Annotated in this window: 23 protein-coding genes; 16 read left to right on the top strand and 7 right to left on the bottom strand. The window is 65.0% G+C overall.

Annotation, left to right across the window (positions count from 1 at the left end; all coding sequences use genetic code 11):
* Nucleotides 1-178 precede the first annotated feature (178 nt).
* From H8A95_RS10975 to H8A95_RS10945, 7 genes are all read left to right on the top strand, one after another.
* Complete coding sequence (locus H8A95_RS10975; protein ID WP_229183191.1) at nt 179-796, top strand: hypothetical protein; 618 nt, start codon at nt 179-181, stop codon at nt 794-796.
* Nucleotides 783-1163, top strand: a complete 381-nt coding sequence (locus H8A95_RS10970) for a transcriptional regulator (RefSeq protein ID WP_229183190.1) — start codon at nt 783-785, stop codon at nt 1161-1163. The genes H8A95_RS10975 and H8A95_RS10970 overlap by 14 nt, the downstream gene beginning before the upstream one ends.
* A gap of 31 nt (nt 1164-1194) precedes the next feature.
* Nucleotides 1195-1935, top strand: coding sequence for a di-trans,poly-cis-decaprenylcistransferase (locus H8A95_RS10965; RefSeq protein ID WP_229183189.1), 741 nt, complete (start codon nt 1195-1197; stop codon nt 1933-1935).
* A 157-nt stretch (nt 1936-2092) separates the two neighbouring features.
* A complete protein-coding gene (gene bchE, locus H8A95_RS10960; RefSeq protein WP_229183188.1) occupies nt 2093-3619 on the top strand; it encodes a magnesium-protoporphyrin IX monomethyl ester anaerobic oxidative cyclase in 1527 nt (508 codons plus the stop codon).
* Nucleotides 3620-3743: 124 nt separating this feature from the next.
* Nucleotides 3744-4154, top strand: a complete 411-nt coding sequence (locus H8A95_RS10955; RefSeq protein WP_229183187.1) for an aminoacyl-tRNA deacylase — start codon at nt 3744-3746, stop codon at nt 4152-4154.
* A 54-nt stretch (nt 4155-4208) separates the two neighbouring features.
* Nucleotides 4209-4364 carry a response regulator gene (locus H8A95_RS10950; RefSeq protein ID WP_229183186.1) on the top strand — a complete coding sequence of 52 codons (156 nt, stop codon included), beginning with the start codon at nt 4209-4211 and terminating at the stop codon, nt 4362-4364.
* A 303-nt stretch (nt 4365-4667) separates the two neighbouring features.
* Nucleotides 4668-5891, top strand: coding sequence for a threonine ammonia-lyase (locus tag H8A95_RS10945; RefSeq protein ID WP_229183185.1), 1224 nt, complete (start codon nt 4668-4670; stop codon nt 5889-5891).
* A gap of 153 nt (nt 5892-6044) precedes the next feature.
* Here the strand turns inward: H8A95_RS10945 and H8A95_RS10940 are convergent, their stop codons facing one another.
* The 3 genes from H8A95_RS10940 to H8A95_RS10930 are packed head-to-tail and all read right to left on the bottom strand — an operon-like array spanning nt 6045 to nt 7573.
* On the bottom strand, nt 6045-6557 hold the full coding sequence (locus tag H8A95_RS10940; RefSeq protein WP_229183184.1) for a DUF1697 domain-containing protein: 513 nt from the start codon (nt 6555-6557) through the stop codon (nt 6045-6047).
* A 7-nt stretch (nt 6558-6564) separates the two neighbouring features.
* Nucleotides 6565-7206 (bottom strand): glutathione S-transferase family protein, encoded by a 642-nt coding sequence (locus H8A95_RS10935; RefSeq protein WP_229183183.1) that lies wholly within the window; start codon nt 7204-7206, stop codon nt 6565-6567.
* Between the two features lie 13 nt (nt 7207-7219).
* On the bottom strand, nt 7220-7573 hold the full coding sequence (locus tag H8A95_RS10930; RefSeq protein WP_229183182.1) for a hypothetical protein: 354 nt from the start codon (nt 7571-7573) through the stop codon (nt 7220-7222).
* Between the two features lie 262 nt (nt 7574-7835).
* Between H8A95_RS10930 and H8A95_RS10925 the strand changes: the two genes are divergently transcribed.
* Nucleotides 7836-8603: a dienelactone hydrolase family protein gene (locus tag H8A95_RS10925; protein ID WP_229183181.1), complete on the top strand. Its 768-nt coding sequence runs from the start codon at nt 7836-7838 to the stop codon at nt 8601-8603.
* 14 nt (nt 8604-8617) lie between these two features.
* On the opposite strand, the gene H8A95_RS10920 is transcribed toward H8A95_RS10925, so the two are convergent.
* Nucleotides 8618-9730, bottom strand: a complete 1113-nt coding sequence (locus H8A95_RS10920) for a helix-turn-helix transcriptional regulator (protein WP_229183180.1) — start codon at nt 9728-9730, stop codon at nt 8618-8620.
* A 569-nt stretch (nt 9731-10299) separates the two neighbouring features.
* Between H8A95_RS10920 and H8A95_RS10915 the strand changes: the two genes are divergently transcribed.
* The 4 genes from H8A95_RS10915 (at nt 10300) to greA (ending at nt 16599) form a co-directional block, all read left to right on the top strand.
* A complete protein-coding gene (locus H8A95_RS10915) occupies nt 10300-11433 on the top strand; it encodes a hypothetical protein (RefSeq protein ID WP_229183179.1) in 1134 nt (377 codons plus the stop codon).
* A gap of 225 nt (nt 11434-11658) precedes the next feature.
* A complete protein-coding gene (locus tag H8A95_RS10910; protein ID WP_229183178.1) occupies nt 11659-12894 on the top strand; it encodes an efflux RND transporter periplasmic adaptor subunit in 1236 nt (411 codons plus the stop codon).
* Nucleotides 12891-16037 carry an efflux RND transporter permease subunit gene (locus H8A95_RS10905; RefSeq protein WP_229183177.1) on the top strand — a complete coding sequence of 1049 codons (3147 nt, stop codon included), beginning with the start codon at nt 12891-12893 and terminating at the stop codon, nt 16035-16037. Before H8A95_RS10910 ends, H8A95_RS10905 begins: the two co-directional genes overlap by 4 nt.
* Before the next feature lie 79 nt (nt 16038-16116).
* Nucleotides 16117-16599 carry a transcription elongation factor GreA gene (gene greA / locus H8A95_RS10900; RefSeq protein WP_229183176.1) on the top strand — a complete coding sequence of 161 codons (483 nt, stop codon included), beginning with the start codon at nt 16117-16119 and terminating at the stop codon, nt 16597-16599.
* 196 nt (nt 16600-16795) lie between these two features.
* On the opposite strand, the gene H8A95_RS10895 is transcribed toward greA, so the two are convergent.
* Nucleotides 16796-17434 carry a GntR family transcriptional regulator gene (locus tag H8A95_RS10895; protein ID WP_229183175.1) on the bottom strand — a complete coding sequence of 213 codons (639 nt, stop codon included), beginning with the start codon at nt 17432-17434 and terminating at the stop codon, nt 16796-16798.
* A gap of 123 nt (nt 17435-17557) precedes the next feature.
* Between H8A95_RS10895 and bioB the strand changes: the two genes are divergently transcribed.
* From bioB to H8A95_RS10875, 4 genes are all read left to right on the top strand, one after another.
* Nucleotides 17558-18553, top strand: coding sequence for a biotin synthase BioB (gene bioB, locus H8A95_RS10890; RefSeq protein ID WP_229183174.1), 996 nt, complete (start codon nt 17558-17560; stop codon nt 18551-18553).
* 63 nt (nt 18554-18616) lie between these two features.
* Nucleotides 18617-19771, top strand: coding sequence for an 8-amino-7-oxononanoate synthase (locus H8A95_RS10885; protein ID WP_229183173.1), 1155 nt, complete (start codon nt 18617-18619; stop codon nt 19769-19771).
* Nucleotides 19768-20400, top strand: coding sequence for a dethiobiotin synthase (bioD, locus tag H8A95_RS10880; RefSeq protein ID WP_229183172.1), 633 nt, complete (start codon nt 19768-19770; stop codon nt 20398-20400). Before H8A95_RS10885 ends, bioD begins: the two co-directional genes overlap by 4 nt.
* Nucleotides 20397-21659 carry an adenosylmethionine--8-amino-7-oxononanoate transaminase gene (locus H8A95_RS10875; protein WP_229183171.1) on the top strand — a complete coding sequence of 421 codons (1263 nt, stop codon included), beginning with the start codon at nt 20397-20399 and terminating at the stop codon, nt 21657-21659. The genes bioD and H8A95_RS10875 overlap by 4 nt, the downstream gene beginning before the upstream one ends.
* Before the next feature lie 32 nt (nt 21660-21691).
* Here the strand turns inward: H8A95_RS10875 and H8A95_RS10870 are convergent, their stop codons facing one another.
* Nucleotides 21692-23143: a hypothetical protein gene (locus H8A95_RS10870; RefSeq protein ID WP_229183170.1), complete on the bottom strand. Its 1452-nt coding sequence runs from the start codon at nt 23141-23143 to the stop codon at nt 21692-21694.
* Nucleotides 23140-23396, bottom strand: a 257-nt coding sequence (locus tag H8A95_RS10865) for a hypothetical protein (protein WP_229183169.1), incomplete at its 5' end; no start/stop codon positions are given. The genes H8A95_RS10870 and H8A95_RS10865, both read right to left, overlap by 4 nt.

Genomic DNA, 23396 nt, shown 5'->3' with positions numbered 1-23396 from the left:
TCACAGAAATGGTCGCTGTGTTGAAATTGTGCCGTATGCTATCGCAACCAAAGCGGGAATGGCAATCGGTTGTTTACCGTGTCTGAGCGCGGCCCAGCCGCCTTGCCGCCCGCCGGCAATCGCGCTTGCGTTTACTTGGCGATCCCGTATACTTTGCAATACAAAGTTCGGACGAATCATGCGCGACCTTGACAAGGCGTTGGCCGATATTCTCGCGATCCGCAGCCAGATCGCGGCGGGAACCGCGTTCCGCGGCTACGGTCCGGCAACCGTCGCCGCCACCAGCGGCATCGCGCTGATCACGGCGCTCGCCCAACATCTCTGGCTTGACGATCCCACCGGCCATCCGATTGCGTTTCTTGCCGGCTGGGCGGCGGCTGCGCTGCTGTCAGCCGTGCTGATCTGGATCGAGATGCAGGCGCGCTCACGGCGGCATCATTCGGGCCTTGCAGACGCGATGGTCCAGCAGGCGATCGGGCAGTTCGTTCCCGCCGTCATCGCCGGCGTGCTGCTTGCGATCCTGCAATGGAAGTTCGCTCCCGAGACGCTGTGGATGCTGCCCGGCCTGTGGCAGGTGCTGGTCAGCCTCGGCGTGTTCGCTTCGGTTCGCCTGCTGCCGCGCACGATCGCGCTCGGCGGCGCCTGGTACTTCCTGTCGGGCTTCACGGTGCTCCTGATCGCAAGCCAGAGTCACGCGCTGTCGCCCTGGACCATGGGACTGCCATTCGCGATCGGCCAGTTGCTGCTCGCAGCACTGTTGTATTTCGCTTCCGGAGGCCATGATGCCGAAGACTGACGTGACCACCGCGCCGTTCGCCTATGACGGCCTCGACCGCGTCATCCACGAGAAGGCGCGGCTCGGCCTGCTGACCTCGCTGATGGCGCATCCGAAGGGGCTCGCCTTTGCCGATCTCAAGCAGCTCTGCGGCCTGACCGACGGCAATCTCAGCCGGCATCTGCAGGTACTGCAGGAGGCCGGCCTCGTCGACGTCATCAAGGGCTATGAAGGCAATCGCCCGCACACCACCTGCCGTCTGACCAAGAGCGGCCGCCGCCGTTTCCTCGATTATCTCGCCGTGCTCGAGCAGCTGGTGCGCGACGCGGCCAAGGCCGCCGGCAAGGACGAAGGCGCGTCTGGCCGCCTTGGTATCCAGCCGGTTTGATCTTCCCATTTTTTTGCCCGGAGACTTTGTGATGCAAAGCAACGTCGCGCTCAAGCCGGAAGCCGCCATGCGGCTGCATGTCGGCATCATCATGGACGGCAACGGCCGCTGGGCGACGCGGCGCGGCCTGTCGCGCCTGCGCGGACATGAGGCAGGCGTCGAGGCGATCCGCCGCATCGTCGAGGCCGCGCCGGACCAGGGCGTCGGCACACTGACGCTTTATGCGTTCTCCAGCGACAACTGGCGCCGTCCGAAGGCCGAAGTCGCCGCGCTGATGGGACTGCTGCGATTCTATCTGGCCAACGAGATCGCGGCCCTCGTGCGCAACGGCGTCCGCCTCAGCGTGATCGGGCGCCGCGACCGGCTGCCCGACGGCATCGCCACGGCGATCACGCGTGCCGAGGCTGCGACCGCAGACGGCACCACGCTGCATCTGCGCATCGCGATCGACTATTCGGCGCGCGACGCGATCCTGAACGCCGCGGCGCGCGCCGCCGGCGTCGGCGAACTGAGCCGCGAGGCCTTCGCCGATCTGATCACCGGCGAGGCCGGCCTGCGCGACGTCGATTTGATCATCCGCACCTCGGGCGAGAAGCGGCTGTCGGACTTCCTGCTCTGGGAGGGCGCCTATGCCGAACTGCATTTCACCGAGCGGATGTGGCCTGAATTCGATGCCGACGATCTCGCCGACGCGCTTGCCTCCTTCCATCGCCGCGAGCGCCGCTTCGGCGGGCTGACCGCGATCGCGCCGGCGGAGGTGCCGAACCTCTAGAGCATGATCCGGAAAAGTGTGAAGCGGTTTTCCGAAAAGATCATGCTCAAATAGAGAGCTTGCGCTAGTTGCTCGAAAAGCCCGGCCGGGGGTTGGGCTCTCTCTCTCAAGATGCGGGGACGAACGATCACGCCAATGAAAGCGGGAGCGATCATCCATGCGCATACTTCTCATCAACGTGCCGCATCCAGCGATCGGCAGCCGGATTCCCGACGATCATTTGCCGCCGCTCGGGCTGCTGTCGATCGGCGGTCCCCTGATCGACGACGGCCATCAGGTTCGTCTCCTCGATGCCGAGTTCGGGCCGATGCCGCTCGCCGCCATCCTGGCGGAGGCGTCGCGATTTTCGCCGGATGCGGTGTTGTTCGGCCATTCCGGCTCGACCTCGGGCCACCCTGTCATTGCTGAGGTGGCGCAAGCGATCGTGAAGGCCTTGCCCAGGGCACTGATCGTCTATGGCGGCGTGTTCCCGACCTATCACTGGCGTGAAGTGCTGCGCGAGGAGCCCTACGTCACCGCGATCGTACGCGGCGAGGGCGAGGAGACTGCGCGCCGCCTGATGCGGGCGCTGGAATATGGCGGCGATCTCGCCGGCATCGACGGCATCGCGTTTCGCGACGAGAGCGGGCCGCGCGTCACCCGGCCTGCGCCGGTGATCCGCGATCTCGATGCCTATCGCGTCGGCTGGGAGTTGATCGATCGCGCGCGCTACAGCTATTGGGGAGGCCTGCGCGCCGTCGTGGTGCAGTTCTCGCGCGGCTGTCCGCATCTCTGCAATTATTGCGGCCAGCGCGGCTTCTGGACCCGATGGCGGCACCGCGATCCCGTGCGCTTCGCCAAGGAGCTGGCGCGGCTCCATCGCGACCACGGCGTCAAGGTGATCAATTTCGCCGACGAGAATCCGACCGTCTCGAAGAAGGCCTGGCGGACCTTTCTCGAGGCCCTGATCGCAGAGAATGTCGATCTGATCCTGGTCGGCTCGACCCGCGCCGACGACATCGTGCGCGATGCCGACATCCTGCATCTCTACAAGAAGGCGGGCTGGCAGCGCTTCCTGCTCGGCATGGAGAACACCGACGAGAAGACGCTGGAGCTGATCCGCAAGGGCGCGACCACCACGACCGACCGCGAGGCCATCCGCTTGATGCGCCGGCACGGCATCCTGTCGATGGCGACCTGGGTGGTCGGCTTCGAGGAGGAGACCGACCGCGATCATTGGCGTGGTTTGCGGCAGCTGCTGTCCTACGATCCCGACCAGATCCAGATGCTCTACGTCACGCCGCATCGCTGGACGCCGTATTTCCGCCTCGCGGCAGGACGGCGCGTGATTCAGGCCGATCGCCGCCGCTGGGACTACAAGCATCAGGTGCTCGCGACACGGCACATGGCGCCGTGGCGCGTGTTGCTCTGGTTCAAGTTCACCGAGATGGTGCTGCAATGCCGTCCGAAGGCTTTACTGCGCGTGCTGTTTCATCGTGATGCCGGGCTTCGTCATGCGATGCGCTGGTACACGCAGATGGGACGCCGGGTCTGGCCGCACGAGATTCTCGGCTTCCTGCGCGACAAGCGGCTGAAGCATGGGCCGACGGTGCAGGAATTTTGGGGCGCGCCGCAGGATATGGAAGGGGAATCGATGTCGTCGTTAAAGCCAGAGCGCCGCGTCGGTCAGTCGCGCGCGGCGTAAGTTCATACCGTCACGCCGGGTTCTGGATAACTGGCGCTGATGACTGGACGTCGGAGTCATCAGCGCGATAATTTCCGGATCGGCTGCGCAGAATAAAAAGAACCGTGGCGGTCGAGGCGTCGAGTTGAGCATACAGGTTGCGATTCTAAAAATATTGGCCAGTCACGTCAGCGGCAGAGCCACACTCGATTCCCTCAAGCACGACCTCGCTATCCTCTCGTCGAGCGGCGACGATTGGCATGCGCGCGTCAAGCGCCTTGCGTCGCGGGTTCCCGAACTCGACATCTTTAGCAATGGCTATGTGCTGCGTGACGTCGACGGCTGGGAGATCACATCGGCCGGCCGCGAGCTCCTGCGCGCACTGGAGGCCATCACGCAAGACAATCTGCCGCCCGCGCCGTCGGTCGAGACTGTGCTTCGCACTGAGGGCACGCTGATCGTGATCGGTCATCGCTTCAGGAATCGGGCGCGGGCGCAACGTGACCCCGAGCTGAGCGCATCAGTGCGCCGCCGGCCGTTCCGCGAGCCGCGTTGAACCTCGCGGCGTTGCGCGCGACCTACCTTCGGGACGTCGCTCTGGAGGTCGCAAATGACTGCTTTGGCTCAATCGATTGCACGCGTGTTTCCGGCCAATTCGCTTCGGAGCAGCATCGCCCGGCATGTTCTGCTGTTCGCGTTCGCGGCCCTGTTCGTCGCGGTGCTCAGGGCAAGCTACGGCCTCGATCTCAGCGCGGGGTTCTTCTAAATTTCCGGCTTCAAGTCATATTGGGTTAACCGGACCGGGCTAGCTAAGCGCACGCTTTCCTTGCATCTCGAACCCGGGCAGATCTTCCATGGATAAGCCGATGCGCTGCCGGTGCGGCAGGACGCGAGCCATCGTGCTCGACAAGCATTTCCGTACCGCGCTGGTATGCCCCAAATGCGATGAGATCCAGCCGGCGGTGCCCGCCAAGCCGGCGCAAGTGGTGACGTCCGCGCGATAGCACGGTCGTCTTTAGCGCCGAAACCCGCTAGGTTCCGTCTGACGAAACGGACCTGAGCGATACCGATGCCGCAGCCTTCCAATATACCCGCCGTGACCCTTGCTGACGTGCGCCGTGCCGCCGACGTCATCAGGGACGCGGTCATGGTCACGGCCTGCAACGAGAGCCGCACGCTGGGCGAGATCTGCGGCTGCCGCCTGTTCCTCAAATTCGAGAACCTGCAGTTCACCTCGACCTTCAAGGAACGCGGCGCACTGAACCGGCTGCAAGCCCTGTCCCCCGACGAGCGCAAGCGCGGGGTGATCGCGATGTCGGCCGGCAACCACGCCCAGGGCGTGGCCTATCATGCCAAGCGGCTCGGCATTCCCGCCACCATCGTGATGCCGATCGGCACCCCGATGGTGAAGATCGAGAATACCAGGCGACACGGCGCCGAGGTCATCATCACCGGGCAGACGCTGGAGGAATGCTTCGCGTTCGTCGGCTCACATGCCGCGCAGAAGGGCTTGATCCTGGTCCATCCCTATGACGATCGGCTGATCATCGCCGGCCAGGGCACGATCGGGATCGAAATGCTCGAGGCGGTGCCCGAGCTCGATATTCTGGTGGTGCCGATCGGCGGCGGCGGGCTGATCTCGGGCATCGCCACGGCCGCAAAGGCGCTGAAGCCGTCGGTGCAGATCGTAGGCGTGCAGGCGCAGCTCTATCCGTCGATGTACAATGCCGTCAAAGGCCAGCAGCTGCCGATGCGCGGCGATACGCTCGCCGAGGGCATTGCGGTCAAGGCGCCCGGGGAGATCACCACCAGGATCGTTCGCGACCTCGTCGACGATATCCTGCTGGTCAGCGAGGACCAGATCGAGCGCGCGGTCGCGACGTTGATCTCGATCGAGAAGACGGTGGTCGAGGGTGCCGGCGCCGCCGGCCTTGCGGCGGTGCTTGCGGCGCCGGAGCGCTTCGCCGGCCGCAATGTCGGGCTCGTGCTGACCGGCGGCAACATCGACACCAGGCTGATCGCCTCGGTCCTGACCCGCGAGCTCGCGCGCGAAGGGCGGCTGACGCAACTGGCGCTCGACATCGTCGACCGGCCCGGCCAGCTCGCGGCGGTGTCGATCCTGCTCGCGGATGCCGGCGCCAACATCATCGAGGTCTCGCATCAGCGTACCTTCTCCGATCTGCCGGCGAAGGCGACGTTGCTGGAGCTCGTGATCGAGACCCGCGACCGTGCGCATCTGGAAGAGGTGCTGTCCAGGCTCGGTGCAGAAGGATTTGCTGTGCGGGAGACCTAGCAACGCAGTACCCATCCGCGAGTCGAACCATTTGACCCGTCATCCTGAGGTGCGAGCGGAGCGAGCCTCGAAGGATGAATCGGCCACCAGCCGGGCCGTGCATCCTTCGAGGCTCGCCGAAGAGGCTCGCACCTCAGGATGACGGGTCTTCGATCAGTCGCCCGCGGCAAGCTCCGCCAGCTTTGCGATCGTGTTGATGTTGCGCGCGGTGCCGTTGGCGGCGGCGGGGATCTTCAGCTTCGAACGGCCCATGCCGCTGCCGTAGGCGACATAGATCTCGCGCTTGCCGAGCCGGATTTGCTCGTCCTGCTGGCCTTTGAGGTCCTTCAGGGCGTCCTTGGGTGGTGGCTCGTCGAGGAAGATTGCAACGGTGAAATTCGGCGGGGCTTTCGGAAACGGATTGGCCTTCAGCACCGCGGCGATCTCGTCCGCGCTCCTGATCGCAACGCCGACCGGCTTGCCGGCATAGGCCTGCAGCCGCTTCTCCAGCACGGCCTTGACCTTGGCCGCGCCGAGCTTCGAGGAGAACACGACATTGCCGCTCGCGATATAGGTCTGCACGTCGGCAAATCCCTCGTCGACGCACATCGCCTTCAGTTCGGTCATCGGCAGCTTGCCGGTGCCGCCGACATTGACCGCGCGCAGCAGGGCGACGTAACGCGGCATCACGATCTCACGTCAGCAGCAGCGCCATGCCGGGATCGCCCTTCTGCATCGCGCGCTGATAGGCCGGGCGCGCGGCGATGCGGCCGAGATAGTTCCGGATACTGGGGCAGCGGCCGAGGTCGTAGGGCAGGAAATTGCGCATGGTCGTCAGCGAGAAGCCGATCATGATATCGGCCGTCGTGAATGCATCGCCCGCCAGATATTCGGCATCGCGCACGCGTGCGTCGATCAGGTCGAACGAACGATCGACTCGCGTCTTGGTCGCGACCAGTATCGGATTGTCGGGAGCGAGGTTGAGCCGGTGCAGGATCATGCTGCGGCCCATCTGCGCCTGCAGGGTGCCGTTGGCGAAGTGAAACCAGTACAGGAACTGCGCGAAGTCAGGATGGTCGGGCTTCAGCGCCAGCCGTCCGTTGCCGTATCTGGCGACGATGTACTCGACGACAGCACCGGATTCGGCCAGCACCAGCTCACCGTCGGTGATGACGGGCGCGGCGCCGATCGGGTGCAGCGCCTTGTAGTCGGCCGGCGCCAGGATCGTGACGGGATCTCGCGCGGTGCACTTCAGCTCGTAGGGGATCGCAAGCTCCTCGCACAGCCAGACGATCCGCTCCGATTGCGACTTGCCGAGATGGTGAACGGTGAGCATGCGGGGCTGCCTCTCAGGCGTTCTTTTTCTTCTTCGCCGGCTTCTTCTCGGCTTGCTTGTCGGGTTTCTTCTCAGATTTCTTCTGAGATTCCTTGGCCGGCGGCGGCTCTTCCATCGCCTTCTTCATGGCGCGCGCATAGGCGTCGGCGGCATTCTCTGCCGAATTCTGCAACCGTTTGGCGGTCGCGGTCGCGTTCAGGATCGTGCTCTTGGCGAGGTGGCGGAAGCGCGCCTTGGTGTCCTTGTCCTTGGCTTTGGCCGAGCGCGCGACCCAGACGGCCTGGCGCTTCTTGGCAGCCGCCATCACGGCCTTGGTCTGCGCTCTTGCGGTTTGCCGGATCACGGCGTCGAGGTCGGCTTCGGCCATTCAGATGCACTCATTGGACTGGACATGCGCCGGATGGCGCAGGAAGGGGAGCTATCACTAGCGCAACCGGCGCGGTTTGAACATGCGATCCTTGGCGATGCCCCGAGGGTGCCGCCGGCGGTCTGAGGCGGCCATGCCGGCTTATTCGCCAGGCCGGCAGGGAATGGCCCGGCTGATGATGGCGCGCTCTATCGGGCGTACGGTTCGGCATGATATAGCGGCGCGGCCCGGCCAACGGCCGCGCAGTCCCATCGAGGTCCCGATGCCAGCAATCAGCCGACGGAGCCTGCTTGGCGGCCTTGCCCTGCTCGCGGCGTCGCGTTCGGTTGCGGCGGCGACCGCTGAGACGCTGAGCGTCGAGGCCGGCGACGGCCGTGTGACGCTCAACCGCTTTGCGTCCGGGCGCGGCGGCAAGCGGCCGGCGGTGCTGGTTCTCCACGGCTCGCGCGGCTTCGATCTCAGGCCGCAGGCCTATGCGCGTTATGCCGATGCGCTGACGGCGGACGACATCGATGCCTATTTCGTTCGCTACTACACGCCGGCCGACGAGCAGGCATTCGAGCCGCTGCACACGCGCGAGCGCCGCGAGGCCTACGAGAGCGGGCGTTTCGATGCCTGGACTGCGCGGGTTTCGTCCGTGCTGACGTCGGTGCTGGCAGGTGCGGACAGTTCCGGCCGGATCGGGCTGCTGGGGTTTTCGCTCGGCGGCTACGTTGCCGCGGCAGCGGCCGCGCGCGACGAGCGCGTGGCGGCGTTAGCCGTGCTGTATGGCGGCATGCCCGAAAAGATCGCGCCGCAGGTCAAGCATCTGCCGCCGATGATCGAGTTGCACGGCGAGGCCGACCGCAACGTGCCGCTCGCCAGCGGTGAGCAGCTTGTCAGGCTCGGCAAGTCGGTCGGTGCGGCGGCGGAGATCGTCAGATATCCGGGCAAGGCGCACGGATTCGATTTTGCGGACAATGATCCAACGACCGCTGATGCGGTCAGCCGTATTGCCGGCTTCTTTCAGGCTCGCCTGAGCCCGGCCTGAGTTGAGAGTAGCGGCTAGTCCGAAGACGAACCCGGCGGCACCTTCGCACCGGCGAGCAGGCCGGCCAGCTCCACCTGTCGGCCGAGCCCGGTCTTCGCCAGCACGGCCTTGAGCTGGTTGCGCACCGTTTCGCGGGAGATGCCGAATGCGCCGGCGATTGCCTCGACGGTGCGTCCTTCGCCAATACCGCGCGCGACGCGGGCTTCCGCCGGCGTCAGGTCGAACAGGCCTTGCAGCACTTCCGCGGTCGGCACCTCCGCCGGCACCACCGGCGTCACGATCACGATCGCCGACGCGCGGTCGAACAGATCGCGCGCGGCGCCGTGGATCGGGATCAGATGCACGATCAGCGGCGGACGATCGTCCTGTGCCGCGATCGGCACCGAGCGGACCTCCGTGCTGACGAGGCCTTGTTCGAGCGCCGCCACCGCCTGCGCGAACAGCGCGTCGGCGGAGGGCGTCGTCAGCGCCAGCCGCTCGGCGCGATCCTGCATCACGTCCGGCACCAGGCGATCGAACAGCGTGTTGGCCGCCATCAGACGGCCGCCGCGCCGCAGCACCGCTGCGGGCAGGCCGAGCATCGCCAGCGATTCGGTTGCCGCTTTGGCGCGCTCCATCCCGAGCCGCGCGGACAGCAGCGCAGCACGCGCCAGATGCGGGCGCAGCGCATCGAGTTGCTCGATGGCTTCCCGCTCGATCGGCCCATGCTGATATTCGCGCTCGACGCTGTAGATCAGCACGTCGCCGCTCGGCACCGGGATCGCGGTACCGGCACCCCATCCGAGCCCGCGCGGGCGGAAGAACTGGCGGATCTGGTAATCCTGCTGCACCTCTTCGGGCGTCGCGAACACGTCGATGTCGCGCAGGAAGCCGGCATGGTTGGCCGCGAGCAGGCGCGGCAACCGCCCGTTGCGCTCGTGCCAGCCGCCTTCGACATAAGCCACCGTGTCGTCGTGCATGTCGGGGGATGCGACCCAGCGGACGTCGTGCGGGGCGGCCGTCAGCAACACGATACCGCGCGCTTTCGCGATCTCGCCGACCTGATGCAGCACATTCGGCCAAAGCTCGGGGACGACCGCGGCCTCATAGGCCAGCTCAATCAGATGCTCATGCTGGTCGTTCGCCATCGGCCATTCCAAGAACGTTGTTGTCCAACAGTAAACCCATCGATCCCGAAAATATTGCGTAGTGCAATTCGGTCCGAGCCACGAGTCCGGGTTATTCCGGTGCGCGTTTACGCGCATCACGGGAATATACGGCGTTTCGCCGGCCTTGTTCGCGGTTTTCGCGCGGGCGCGTCAGGTCGCGCGCGTTTGGCTGCGGCCCGGCGCGCAGCGGCCAGCGCCCAGACGATGAGTTCGTCGGGTTCATCGAACAGCCACTCCGGCACCCGCCAGAACGCAAGGTCGATGGTCGCGCCCTGCACCTGTAAGGCCTGACGATGAAGCTCTGACGATCATCGCCGCGTGTGGCGGAATCGAAGCTGCGTGACAGTCAGAAATAAATCCGAAGCGTCTCGAAATATATGTGGCATCAATTGCCGGTGCGCGCGGCCTGAAGGCGTCACACGTTTGCAACGCTGCGGGTGATCGTTCGATCATGGACATCCTTTAATTTGTATCCGCGCGATCTGTAGCGCCAGCTGGGCGGCCAACGCTGTCATTCATGCGAGCCATCGTCGGCTCGGGGAGGGCCGATGATCGGCCGCAGGGCGCTTTGCGGATTGTTGATGACGCTGGTCGGCCCCGCATCCGTCACCGGCAACACGCTGGCGCTCGGTCATTGCCGGGGATCGTGCGCGAATATCGATCTGCCGGCTCTTGGCTACGACACGTTCTGCCGGTCGTTCTTCGACATCGCCGCCGGCGGAAAGCTGCGCGCGGTCGCAACCGGTTCGAACATTCGACGAGAGATGCGCTCGCTGTTTCGGGAGCGGCGGCTTTATCGGCCATCCCGCGACGAGATCCGGATTCTTTGGCGCGACACGGCAGATGGATTTTCCGTCGTGAAGGTCGAGTTCGATCTGGAGTGCGGCGTGCCGGTGCGCGGCTGCCTCGGGATTCCCGATGGAGCGTTCAAGGGATTGATCCTGCTTGGCCACGGCATGGCGAGCACGCCGGAGCGGTGCTTCGATGATGCCGACAAGGACTACATGAACGCGCTCGGCAAACAGCTATGCCAGGACGGATACGTCGTCCGGTGTCCCTACATCGTCCAGATCGGAAATCAGGAAAGCCAGAACAACATTGCCGCGATGTTGGCATCCCATGGCGTCTCCGCGCACAACGTGTCGTGCGCATCGATCGACGCCGGCGAAATCGTCTGCCGCAAGCTGACCGGCGCGTCCGGTCTGAATGTCGGCGTCTACGGGGTGTCCTGGGGCGCGTTTCTCGCGCTGCATCTGGAAGCCGCCACCGGGCGGATGCGACCGACCGTCGTCTCCGGATATATGCGCGACGAGAGGAAGCTTCTGATGTCGTCGGTCATCAGCAAGAACCTCGGGATCGAGCTCGCAACCTACATTCACTTCGCCAACAGCCGTGCCAGGTATGCCGGCGGCGAGCTGGCGTACCTGATCAGTCCGTGTCCGCTGTTCGTCGAGGTCGGCAACGGCGACGGTGCAAACGCGATCGAGCTCGGGCGGGATGAGAAGTTCGCGGAAATGCAGTCGGTCTACGCGTCGTCGGGCCATCCGCATTTGATCGACATGGATGTCTTCGACGGTGTGCACGAGGTCAATGGCCAGCGTGCGCGGCCATGGCTGTACGGCCATTTGGCTTCGCCCGTCTATCAGCAGACGTCCCGCTTGAAGAATGCCGTCGCGTTGTGAGCGGCCTGGCTGCTGCCGCCGCCCGTGCTTGCAGCGCTGCGACGCTTCCTGAAGCTGCCGATTGCCGGGATCGCTGAAGCCGGGGCGATCGGGTTACAGGATTGTCGTATCGGCCGCGTTATGATCTCCTGCAACCACCTGGTCCATCCTGACCTTCCCGGTCTGAGGGAACTCGACGTCATATTCGTCTCGTAGAGCTTGTTGGTAGCCGAAGGGTTGGACAGCATGAGTGGTACGGAACGAATGCTCGGTGGATTGGCAGGGCTTCTGGTATCGGCGGGATTGGCGGTGATCGGGATTGCGGCGGCCCATGCCCAGGCGGGCCCGCCCGGGCCTCCCGCCGTCGGCGTGTTCGAGGCGGTGAAGCGGCCGATCACCGAAACCAATGAGTTTCTCGGACGCATCGAGGCCCCCAACCGCGTCAACGTGGTGGCGCGCGTCACCGCGTTCCTGGAGAAGCGGAACTTCGTCGAAGGCGCCGAGGTCAAGGCCGGCGACCTGCTGTATCAGCTCGAGCGTGGCCCGTTCGAGGCGGACCTTGCCTCGAAGAAGGCGCAGGTCGCCCAGTTGCAAGCGACGCTGGTCAACGCCAAGCTGACCACCGACCGCGCCAAATCGCTGCTCGGCGGCCCGGCGGGCCAGCAATCGAGCGTTGACGCCGCCGTCGCCAACCAGCAGAGCCTCGAGGCACAGGTGCAGGCCGCGCAGGCGCAGGTCGACCTGTCCCAGATCAATCTCGACTACACCGAGATCCACTCGCCGATCGACGGCAGGATCGGGCGTACCTCGGTCACCGAAGGTAACGTCGTGACGCCGAGTTCGGGAACCCTGACGACCATCGTCAGCCAGGACCCGATGTATGTCACGTTCCCCGTGTCGGTGCGCGAGGCGCTCGATCTGCGCGACCGATATGCGACGCGCGGCGGCTTCAAGGCCGTCGTGATCCGCGTGCGGCTGCCGGACGGCCGGCTCTACGGGCAGACGGGTGAGCTGAATTTCGTCAACAACACGATCGCGCAGAACACCGATACCATCTCCTTGCGCGGCACCATCCCGAACCCGTCGACATACACCTCGGTCGCAGTCGGTGGCTCGGTCCGCGAGTTGACCGACAATCAGTTCGTGACAGTCCTGCTGGAAGGCGTGCAGCCGGTCGAGGTGCTGGCGATCCCGCGTTCGGCAGTGCTGTCGGACCAGCAGGGTGAATATGTCTACGTCGTCGGCGCGGAAAACAAGGCCGAGCAACGGCGGATCAAGCTTGGGCAATCGACCTCGACGATTGCGGCCGTGACGAGCGGCATCGCGCTCGGCGACAAGGTCGTGGTCGAGGGATTGCAGAAGGTCAAGCCGGGTGAGGTGGTCGCGCCGGGGCCCGCCAGCGCGCTGATCCAGTCGAGCATGAAGGTCTCCGTGGACGGCGGCGCCAGTAGCACGCCGAAATCGATGGGCAATAACCCATGATTTCCGCCGTCTTCGTCGATCGTCCGCGGCTTGCGATCGTCATCGCCTTCGTGATCACGATCGCGGGCGCGCTGGCGCTGATGCAAATTCCGGTCGCCCAGTTCCCGGACATCGTGCCGCCGCAGGTCACAGTCTCGGCCGTGTTCCCCGGCGCGTCGGCCGAAGTCGTCGAATCGAGCGTCGCCCAGCCGCTGGAGGCCCAGGTCGTGGGCGTCGACAAGATGCTCTACATGAAGTCGACCAGCGGCAACGACGGCAGCTATACGCTGACGGTCTCGTTCGCGCTCGGCACCGACCCTGATATCAACACCGTCAACGTCAACAACCGGGTGCAGAGCGCGCTCGCGCAATTGCCGACCGAGGTGCAGGCGCAGGGCCTGACGGTGCAGAAGAAATCATCGGCCGTGCTGCAATTCATCGTGCTGTACAGCAAGAGTGCCGAGCAGGATCCGCTGTTCATCACCAACTACGCCATCATCAATGTGCTGGACGCGATCTCGCGGACACCTGGTGTCGGGCAGGCGTCGCTGTTCGCCAAGCTGAACTATTCGATGCGGATCTGGTTCGACACCCAGCGCCTCACCAGCCTCAATCTGGCGCCGTCGGACGTGATCGCGGCGATCCGTGCCCAGAGCGTGCAGGCGCCGGTCGGCCGCATCGGCGCACGTCCGATCAGCAACGACCAGCAATTCCAGTTCAACGTGCAGACCCAAGGTCGCCTGACGACATCCAAGCAATTCGGCGACATCGTGCTGCGGGCCAATCCGGATGGATCGGTGCTGCGGATCAGGGATGTCGCCCGCGTCGAGATCGGCGCGCAGAACATGGATTCGGAATCGCGGATCGACGGCAATCCCGGCGTGCCGATGGGCATCTATCTGGCGCCCGGCGCCAATGCCGTGACCACGGCCAAGGCCGTGCAGGCCACGCTTGCGCGGTTGTCGGAGCGGTTTCCGCCGGGGCTGACCTACCTCGTGCAATACGACTCCACGACCTTCGTCTCCGATACGATCAAGGAAGTGATGAAGACGCTCGGCGAGGCCTTCGTGCTCGTCGTGATCGTGGTGTTCCTGTTCCTCGGCAATCTGCGCGCCACGGTGATTCCGGCAGTTGCGGTTCCGGTCAGCCTGATCGGTGCCTTCGCGGTGCTGCTCGCGATGGGCTATTCCGCCAACACGGTCTCGCTGCTGGCGATGGTGCTTGCGATCGGTATCGTGGTCGACGACGCCATCGTCGTGGTCGAGAACGTCGAACGCGTCATGGAGGAGGAGCCGGAGCTGTCGCCGGCCGACGCCACCAAGAAGGCGATGGCGCAGATCACCGCGCCGATCATCGCGATCTCGCTGGTGCTGCTGTCGGTGTTCGTGCCGATCGCGTTCATCCCCGGCATTTCCGGTACGCTGTTCCGCCAGTTCGCGGTGACGATCAGCGCGGCGATGGTGATCTCGGCGCTGAATGCTTTGACGCTGTCGCCGGCATTGTGCGCCGTGTTCCTGCGTCACGGCGGGCCGCGCCGCGGCATCATGGGGCGGGTGCTCGGCGGCATCGACTGGGTGCGCGACCGCTACGCCGGCGTGGTGCAGCGGCTGGTCCGCGTCGCGGTGTTGTCGCTGGTCGCGGTGCTGGTGTTCGCCGGCGCGGTGTTCGGCGTGTCGAAGATCACGCCGACCGGCTTCCTCCCCGAGGAAGACCAGGGCGCCTTCTTCATCGCGGTGCAGCTACCCGACGGCGCGTCGGTGGCGCGCACCAGCGAGGTCACCAAGCAGGTCGAAGCACTGTTGAAGAAGAACCCGGCGGTTGACCACGTGCTGTCGATCATCGGGTTCTCGCTGCTCGACGGCGCCAGCGAGCCGAATTCGGCCTTCATGGTGGCGCGCATGAAGGCGTTCGCCGACCGCAAGGCCACGACCGAATCGGTGCAGGCCGCGATCGCGCAGACCTTCGTCGGCGGATCGCAGATTCGTCAGGCCTCGGTGCTGCCGTTCAATTTGCCGCCGATCATCGGGCTCTCGACATCAGGCGGTTTCGAATATCAGCTCGAGGCGCTCGAAGGCCAGGATCCGGCTTCGCTCAGCAGCGTGATGGCTGGGCTGATCGGCGGTGCGAACCGCAATCCGAACCTGACCCGCGTGTTCTCGACCTTCACCGCGACCAATCCATCAGTCTACCTCGACATCGATCGCGCCAAGGCGCAGGCGCTCGGCCTCAACATGGCCGACGTCTTCACCGCGTTGCAGGCCACGCTCGGCGGCATCTACGTCAACAATTTCAACCTGTTTGGCCGCACCTGGCAGGTCAACGTGCAGGGCGATGCGGCCAACCGCGCCGACATCCCCGACATCTGGCAGATCTATGTGCGCAACACGGGCGGCGAGATGGTGCCGATCCGCTCGATCGCGAGCTTGCGCATCGTGACCGGCCCGCAAGTGATCACGCGCTACAACAATTATCGCTCGGTCACGATCAACGGCAGCCCGGCGGCGGGCGTGTCGTCGGGCACCGCGATCGCGACGATGGCCGAGCTCTCGAAGTCGACGCTGCCGGCCGGCTACTCGTTTGAATGGACCGGCACCGCCTATCAGGAGCAGGCGGCCTCCGGCCAGACCGGCATCATCCTCGCGCTCGCGGTGCTGTTTGCCTACCTGTTCCTGGTGGCGCTGTATGAGAGCTGGACGATCCCGATTCCGGTGCTGCTGTCGGTCACGGTCGGCGTGTTCGGTTCCTATCTCGCGATCAAGCTCGCAGGCCTCAACCTCGATCTCTATGGCCAGATCGGCCTCGTGGTGCTGATCGCGCTCGCCGCCAAGAACGGCATTCTGATCGTCGAATTCGCCAAGGAGCAGCGTGAGGCCGGCAGGCCGATCGTGGAGGCCGCGACGACGGGCGCGCAAATGCGCTTCCGCGCCGTCATGATGACCTCGATCGCGTTCATCCTCGGCCTGGTGCCGCTGGTGGTCGCGACCGGCGCCGCGGAAATCAGCCGCCGTGCGGTCGGCACCGCGGTGTTCGGCGGCATGCTCGCCGCCAGCTCGATCGGCATCTTCCTGGTGCCGATGCTCTTTGTCACCTTCCAGGGCTGGCGCGAGGGCGTCAAGAACCGCTTCGGCAGGCGGAGCAAAGCGGAACAGCCGGCGCCGCACTAGCTCCCGCCTAATCCCATCGCGCATTAGCAAGGTGAGTGAGGCGGGGCTATACTGCCCGGCTCATCGATGGAGTGCCGGATTGAGCGTTGCCTTCACCAAGGAAGAGAGTGCCGAGACCGCGTCGGAAACACTGTTGCCGGACCGCCCCATATCGCCGCATGCCAATCTGGTGACGGAAGCAGGTCGCAAGTCGCTGGAGCGTCAGCTGCAGGAGGCGCGCGAGGCCTACGAGGCCGCGCAGCAACTGGACGACGTCAACGAACGGCGGCGGCAGTCGGCGGTTCCGCTGCGCGATGCGCGCTATCTGACCGAAAGGCTCCGCACCGCGCAGGTCGTCGCTGATCCTTCCTCGACTGAAACCGTCGCCTTCGGCAGCACCGTGACCTTCAGCCGCGCCGACGGGCGGGTGCAGACCTATCGGATCGTCGGCGAGGATGAAGCCGATCCGAAGGCCGGCTCGATCTCTTTCGTCTCGCCGGTGGCGAGGTCGCTGATGGGCAAGGCCCTGGGCGACGTCGCGGGCGCAGGCGAGCAAGAGCTGGAGATCGTCGCGATCGCGTAGCGCGAAGATGGTGCGCTCCCTCGCCCCGTTCTTACGGGAAGAGGGTTGGGGTGAGGGGCTGTCTCCGCGCATTCCGTGATAGCCGCGTCCGCGGAGACTCCCCCTCACCCGGAACGCATCTCACGATGCGATCCGACCTCTCCCCGCAGGCGGGGCGAGGTGAAGCGGGTCTGCCGCGCGATCCGGAACAACGCGATCACGCCGCCGGCAGCGCAAGCCGTTCGATGGTTTGAATATGCCGCGCGAGCAGGCTGCAGGCCTGCTCGATGTTGCGTGCACGCAGCGCCTGCAAAATCACGCGATGATCCTGGCTCGGCCGCGGCCGCCAGCCGGCGTTGCGCGCCATCGCGAACACCAACCGTGAATTTGCGAGCTGCAGGCCGTCGAGGCTGGCGAGCAGGCGCGGCATCGCGCACGGCGCCACCAGCGCGTGATGGAAGGCGCGATTGGCCAGCTCGAAATCCTGCACCGTCTCGGCATTGTCGCCTTCGATCATGGCGACCTCGATCCGTGCCAGATGGGCCGATGTGTATTTGGGCGCAGCGTTGCGCAACGCGACCACCTCGAGCGCGGCGCGCATCTCGGCGATCTCCTTCACTGCATTGGTGTCGAGCGGCGCGACCCGCACCCCGCGACGGGGCACGGCAACGACGAGATGCTGCGCCTCCAATTGCCGGAAGGCCTCGCGCACCGGGACGTGGCTGGAATGGAATTCCCGCGCGACATGGTCCTGCCGGAGCGGCGCATCCGGCGGCAACCCGCCGCTGATGATGCCTTCAGCCAGCACCTCGGCAATGCGCCCGGCGGTCGTCGTGTTCTCGCCTTCGTTCATCATAGATTATCTATCATAAAAACGGGTGCGCTGCCGCACGGCCTCGGCTAGCATCGTTATAAGTCCAGGATCATAGATAATATGCCATATTATCTATGATATATCACAAACAAGAAGGCAAGCCCGATGGTTGATGTCGTTGAGATCGAACGGACCGACAGCCGCAGCAGCGCACCGCCCCGCAAGACCTGGGAACGTGCCGAGGCCGAGGCACTCTATAACCTGCCGTTCGCGGATCTGATGTTCCAGGCGCAGGGCATTCACCGCGCCAACTTTAATCCGAACCACGTCGAAACCGCGAGCCTGCTCAGCATCAAGACCGGCGGCTGTCCGGAAGACTGCGGCTACTGCTCGCAGAGCGCGCATTACGACACCGGCCTGAAGGCCACCCGCCTGATGCCTCGGGACGAAGTGGTCGCGGTCGCGCAGCGCGCCAAGGACGCCGGCGCAAGCCGCTTCTGCATGGCCGCGGCCTGGCGCAGCCCGAAGGACCGCGACCTCGACCAGGTCTGCGACATGGTCAGCGCGGTGAAGCGCCTCGGCATGGAGACCTGCGTCACGCTCGGCATGCTGACGCCAAAGCAGGCCGAACGTCTCTCCGACGCCGGGCTCGACTTCTACAACCACAACGTCGACACCTCGCCTGAGTTCTACGACAAGATCATCACCACCCGCACCTTGCAGGACCGCATCGATACGCTCGCGCATGTGCGCGATGCCGGCATCAAGGTCTGCTGCGGCGGCATTATCGGCATGGGCGAGATGGTCGAGGACCGGCTCGGCATGCTGGTGCTGCTCGCCAATCTCCCGAGCCCTCCGGAGAGCGTGCCGATCAACCTGTGGAACGAGGTCAAGGGCGTGCCGGTCAACGAGACCGCGGAGCGTCCCGATCCGATCGCGCTGGCACGGCTGGTCGCGACCGCGCGCATCCTGATGCCGAACAGCGTGGTGCGGTTGTCGGCCGGACGGCAGTACATGACCGACGAGCTGCAGGCGCTGTGCTTCCTCGCCGGTGCGAATTCGATCTTCATCGGCGATGTGTTGCTGACCACCAAGAACCCGCAGCGCGATCGCGATGCCGATCTGCTCGATCGGCTTGGCATCACATCCCGTCTCGCCTGATCGCAACGTGCGGCGCGCGCGGCGTCATTCGCCGCGCGACCAACCAAAAATCTGTGAGCGAACATGAGCGCAATCCATGCGGCCGAGACCGCTGATTACGTCGCGGCCTTGCACGCCCTGAGCAAGGACGATCGGCTGCGTAGCCTGAAGCCGCGCGCGGGCATCGATTTCGTCTCGAACGACTATCTGGCGCTCGCGAGCGCACCGCGCATCAAGCAAGCGGTTGCGGCCGCGCTCGAGGCCGGCACGCCGATCGGCGCCGGCGGGTCGCGGCTATTGCGCGGCAATTGCGAGGAGCACGAAAGGCTGGAGGCCGAAGCCGCCGCGTTCTTCCGCGCCGAGACCGCGCTGTTCTTCGGCGGCGGCTACGTCGCCAATTTCGCCGTGCTGACCACGTTGCCGCAGCGCTGCGACCTGCTGGTTCTGGATTCGCTGGTGCACGCTAGCATCCATGAGGGGGCACGCGCGGGCCGGGCCGAGTTCCGGTTCAGCGAACATAATGATCCTCAATCCGTTGAAGACACCATTCGCGGCTGGCGCGCCGAGGGCGGAACGGGCCGGGTCTGGATCGTGGTCGAAAGCGTCTACAGCATGGACGGCGACGTCGCGCCGCTCGACGAGCTCGTCGCTCTCGCCGAGCGCCACGACGCGTTCCTGATGGTGGACGAGGCGCACGGCACCGGTGTCTATGGTGAACAGGGGCGCGGGCTGACCGCGCCCTATGAAGGGCGCGAGAACCTCGTGATCGTTCATACCTGCGGCAAGGCACTCGGCGCCGCCGGCGCGCTGGTCACGGCTTCGACCGTGCTGCGCGACTTCATGGTCAATCGCTGCCGCCCGTTCATCTTCGCCACCGCGCCGTCGCCGCTTGTGGCCGTTGCGGTGCGTGAGGCTCTGCTGATCCTGAAGGAGGAGCCCGAGCATCAGCGGCGCCTCGCGAAGCTGGTCGCGTTCACGCATCGCGAGTTTGGACTGCGCGGCTGGCACAGTCCGTCGAACTCGCAGATCGTGCCCTATATCGTCGGCGACAATGCGCGCGCGATGCAGCTTGCGTCGGCGTTGCAGATGCGCGGCTTCGACGTCAGAGGCATCCGGCCGCCGACCGTGCCGGCGGGCACGGCGCGGTTGCGGATTGCGCTGACCCTCAATGTCAGCGAGGCCGACGTGCGCGCGCTGCTCGATGCGCTGGTTGAGGAGACGCGGGGCTGGTCGCGATGACCGGCCGGATCGTGGTCACCGGCACCGATACCGGAATTGGAAAGACGATCTTCTCCGCGGGCCTCACCGGCTTCCTCGGCGCGAGCTACTGGAAGCCGGTTCAGGCCGGTCTCGACGGGGAGACCGATGCGCAATTGGTGGCGCGGCTTGGTGGTCTGTCGGCCGATCGCATCGTGCCGGAGCGCTACCGGCTCCGAACGCCGGCTTCGCCGCATCAGGCTGCCGCAATCGACGGTGTCCGCATCGATCCCGCGGCGCTCGCCGTGCCCGACATTGGCGACCGGCCGCTGGTGATCGAAGGCGCCGGCGGGCTGATGGTGCCGCTGCACGACAACATGCTCTACATCGACGTCTTCGAGCGATGGCGGCTTCCGGTCGTGCTCTGTGCCCGCACCGCGCTCGGCACCATCAATCACTCGCTGCTGTCGGTCGAGGCGCTGCGCAAGCGCCAAATCGACGTTCTCGGGATCGCATTCATCGGCGAGAGCAATCCCGAGAGCGAGCTCGCCATCTGCGAGATCGGGCAGGTGCGCCGGTTGGGGCGATTGCCCCTGCTTTCACCGCTCACGGCAGACGCACTGCGCACAGCGTTCAAGGCATCGTTCCGGAGCGAAGATTTCAACGCATGACGTCGCCCAGGAAATCGCCGATCTGGCACCCGTTCACCCAGCACGCGCTGCACGGCGAGATGACAAGGATCGTGCGCGGGGAGGGCGCCTATCTCTACACCGCGGATGACCGTCGCATCATCGACGCGATCGCGTCCTGGTGGGTCGTGACCCACGGTCATTGCCATCCGCATATCGTGCGCGCGATCCAGGACCAAGCCGAACAGCTCAATCAGATCATCTTTGCCGGCCATACCCACGATCCGGCCGAAGCGGTTGCCGCGCAGCTCCTGAAGCTGGTGCCTGAGGGACTCGACTACGTGTTCTTCTCCGATAGCGGCTCGACCAGCGTCGAAGTGGCGCTGAAGATGGCGCTCGGCTATTGGCACAATATCGGCGTGCCGCGCACGCGGATCATCGTCATGGAGCACTCCTACCATGGCGACACCGTGGGCACGATGTCGGTCGGCGCGCGCGGCGTCTTCAACAGGGCGTACGAACCGCTGCTGTTCGACGTCGCGTCAATCCCGTTTCCCGCTGCCGGCCACGAGCAGGCGCCGCTCGACGCGCTCGAAGCCGCGTGCAGGGAGCAAACCGCAGCGGCTTTCATCGTCGAGCCGCTGATCCTCGGCGCCGGCGGCATGCTGATGTATCCGCCCTGGGTGCTGGCGGAAATGAAGCGCATCTGTGAAGCCCATGACGTGCTGTTCATCGCCGACGAGGTGATGACCGGCTGGGGCCGCACCGGCACCTTGTTCGCGTGCGAGCAGGCCGACGTCACGCCTGATATCGCGTGCTACTCGAAGGGCCTGACCGGCGGGTCGCTGCCGCTGGCGGTGACGCTGTGCCGTGCCGACATCTACGATGCGCATTATTCCAGCGATCGTGCGCGGATGTTCTTCCACTCAAGTTCCTACACGGCAAACCCGGTCGCCTGCGCCGCGGCGAAAGCGAACCTCGAGCTCTGGCAGCACGGCGCGGGCGAGCGCGTCACGTCGCTCGCCGCGATGCAGGAGCGTATGCTTGCGCCGTTCCGCACTGATACGCGTTTCGAAAACGTCCGCCGCACCGGGACCATCACCGCACTCGATCTGAAGGCCAGCGATGCCGGCTATCTCGCCGGCATCGGCCCCAAGCTTCAGGCCTTCTTCGAACGGCGAAACCTGCTGCTGCGCCCGCTCGGCAACACGATCTACGTCATGCCGCCGTACTGCGTCACCGAGGCGGACCTCGAGGAAATCTACGCCGCGATCAGCGATGCGGCCGACGCGCTCGCCTGATATCGGGCCATTCGAAACGGAACTGCGCGACGTCACCGATTGAGGTCATACCCCAGCAATTCCTCTCGCTTTCCCATCTTGTCGCAAGCTTCATCGTTCGAAGCAAAGTGAGAATGTTCGGATTCGGAGTAGCAGCGGTATAACGGCCGCGTGTCGGGTTGAGCGGTTGTGTAAATGAAGCCGGCCGTGCGAAGCGGCTTGTAGTCACTTTGTTCACAGACGCCCTTCTTCGTCAGGATGCGATCCGGAGGGCCGGCCGCCTTGCTGATGCATTCCTCGAGTTCAACGGTGGGCTTGGCGGGATCGGCTGTTGTCATCATGTAGCCAAGCTGGGCAACGAGGCGGTAGGACGTGTAATTCCCGGGCACGGGGGCGATGGTGGCCCAATGGTCGTGATGGATTGCATCGTACCAGTGGGTGAGCATTTCAGCCGCGACAGTCTCTTCCGGAGCGCGCGACCAGGAGATGTCGACCGGCCGGAAAATCAAATAGCGTTTGGCGAAGCCCTCGCCCGGGCTGAGATACATGTAGGCGAGGAGCCAATTGTCGCCGAGCTGATTGAGGCCGGTCTTCGCGTCGATGAGATCGGGATAGGAGACAAGTTCCAGGCCGTCATGGCGTCCCCAGTCACCACCCGTGACCAGCATCAGGGGCTGAGGAAAAACCGGCGTGAAGTGCAGGCGGTCGGCCGACACTTGTAGTCCGATGCCGCCGCGAACCCAATTCAGACCGATGGTCTGATGCGTTGTCGTCCAATAGGCGATGCCAAGGCCGTCGACGGGACTGGATTTGCCGCCCACGCCAGGTTCGGACCATGCGCCGTTGAAGAACCTCTTCCATTGGCCGGGAGCCGGGTTGGTGGCAGGTGCGCGCGCGATGAACGTATAACCGCCGTTCCAGGATTGCCCGCCGTTGCGCAGGCAATACGCGTAGTCATACCCATCTTGCCCCTTCATCACTGAAGGACAACTGTCACCGGTGAATTTGCTGGCCGCAGGCGGATCGGTGCCGACGACAATCGGTCCCTGGATCTTCCAGGTGAGGCCATAATCGGCGGAGGTCGCGATGGTCATCGACGCGTGCGTCTGGCCCTTTGCGTAGTTGCAGGCGGTCTCGTCGTGGATCCAGCCATAGAGCGTCTTGCCCACCAGTTCGACGTGCTGGATCCATTGCCCGCATGTGCTTGAGCTGCCTGACGGGCCCGCTCTCAAGACTGCGGTCCCCGGGCCGCTCATTTCGTAGGGATGATGACCGTCAATGGCCCATGTGACGCCGCCGGCGGTGAAGCCGCGGAAACGGCCATCGGGCAGCTCGATCTCGGAAAACCAATTGTCGGCGATATCGCCGGCCGGCCCACGAGCGACGAGAGGCGTTCCCACGCGAACTCTGATCGTATCGCTCACGCCTGCAACAATGTCGTTCGCATGCGCCGCGCCGGACGTCAGCGCCAGAGCGGCCAAAGTGACACGAACCAGCCGGCTCACATGTGTTCCTTTCCAGCGGCAAGACGTGTTTGGCAGCACGGCGTGACTTCGGCCTTCGAGCGTGCCTGGAGTTGCCTGGCCGACGATTGCATCAGGTGCCGCTCTCCTCGCGATGGGTCCTCATACGAAATCGGCGTGCCTTGCGGCACGCCGATAGGTTGGATCACGCGTGTCTGTGTGGCGCCGGCCTCGCAGCGGGATGTTGCGGCCTTGGCGCAGGATGGGGGCGCGGTGCCGGTCGTGACACATGCGG

This window comes from Bradyrhizobium oropedii, from assembly GCF_020889685.1.
In the GTDB taxonomy this organism is placed as follows: domain Bacteria; phylum Pseudomonadota; class Alphaproteobacteria; order Rhizobiales; family Xanthobacteraceae; genus Bradyrhizobium; species Bradyrhizobium oropedii.
Note: the sequence above shows the minus strand (reverse complement) of the source record. Positions and strands in the feature narration are given on the sequence as shown.

What these genes read in the sequence shown, in the direction of transcription:
- H8A95_RS10975 (WP_229183191.1), top strand. Translation starts at nt 179, where the DNA reads ATGCGCGACCTTGACAAGGCGTTGGCCGATATTCTCGCGATCCGCAGC.
- H8A95_RS10970 (WP_229183190.1), top strand. Translation starts at nt 783, where the DNA reads ATGCCGAAGACTGACGTGACCACCGCGCCGTTCGCCTATGACGGCCTC.
- H8A95_RS10965 (WP_229183189.1), top strand. Translation starts at nt 1,195, where the DNA reads ATGCAAAGCAACGTCGCGCTCAAGCCGGAAGCCGCCATGCGGCTGCAT.
- bchE (WP_229183188.1), top strand. Translation starts at nt 2,093, where the DNA reads ATGCGCATACTTCTCATCAACGTGCCGCATCCAGCGATCGGCAGCCGG.
- H8A95_RS10950 (WP_229183186.1), top strand. Translation starts at nt 4,209, where the DNA reads ATGACTGCTTTGGCTCAATCGATTGCACGCGTGTTTCCGGCCAATTCG.
- H8A95_RS10945 (WP_229183185.1), top strand. Translation starts at nt 4,668, where the DNA reads ATGCCGCAGCCTTCCAATATACCCGCCGTGACCCTTGCTGACGTGCGC.
- H8A95_RS10940 (WP_229183184.1), bottom strand. Translation starts at nt 6,557, where the DNA reads ATGCCGCGTTACGTCGCCCTGCTGCGCGCGGTCAATGTCGGCGGCACC.
- H8A95_RS10935 (WP_229183183.1), bottom strand. Translation starts at nt 7,206, where the DNA reads ATGCTCACCGTTCACCATCTCGGCAAGTCGCAATCGGAGCGGATCGTC.
- H8A95_RS10930 (WP_229183182.1), bottom strand. Translation starts at nt 7,573, where the DNA reads ATGGCCGAAGCCGACCTCGACGCCGTGATCCGGCAAACCGCAAGAGCG.
- H8A95_RS10925 (WP_229183181.1), top strand. Translation starts at nt 7,836, where the DNA reads ATGCCAGCAATCAGCCGACGGAGCCTGCTTGGCGGCCTTGCCCTGCTC.
- H8A95_RS10920 (WP_229183180.1), bottom strand. Translation starts at nt 9,730, where the DNA reads ATGGCGAACGACCAGCATGAGCATCTGATTGAGCTGGCCTATGAGGCC.
- H8A95_RS10915 (WP_229183179.1), top strand. Translation starts at nt 10,300, where the DNA reads ATGATCGGCCGCAGGGCGCTTTGCGGATTGTTGATGACGCTGGTCGGC.
- H8A95_RS10910 (WP_229183178.1), top strand. Translation starts at nt 11,659, where the DNA reads ATGAGTGGTACGGAACGAATGCTCGGTGGATTGGCAGGGCTTCTGGTA.
- H8A95_RS10905 (WP_229183177.1), top strand. Translation starts at nt 12,891, where the DNA reads ATGATTTCCGCCGTCTTCGTCGATCGTCCGCGGCTTGCGATCGTCATC.
- H8A95_RS10895 (WP_229183175.1), bottom strand. Translation starts at nt 17,434, where the DNA reads ATGATGAACGAAGGCGAGAACACGACGACCGCCGGGCGCATTGCCGAG.
- bioB (WP_229183174.1), top strand. Translation starts at nt 17,558, where the DNA reads ATGGTTGATGTCGTTGAGATCGAACGGACCGACAGCCGCAGCAGCGCA.
- H8A95_RS10885 (WP_229183173.1), top strand. Translation starts at nt 18,617, where the DNA reads ATGAGCGCAATCCATGCGGCCGAGACCGCTGATTACGTCGCGGCCTTG.
- bioD (WP_229183172.1), top strand. Translation starts at nt 19,768, where the DNA reads ATGACCGGCCGGATCGTGGTCACCGGCACCGATACCGGAATTGGAAAG.
- H8A95_RS10875 (WP_229183171.1), top strand. Translation starts at nt 20,397, where the DNA reads ATGACGTCGCCCAGGAAATCGCCGATCTGGCACCCGTTCACCCAGCAC.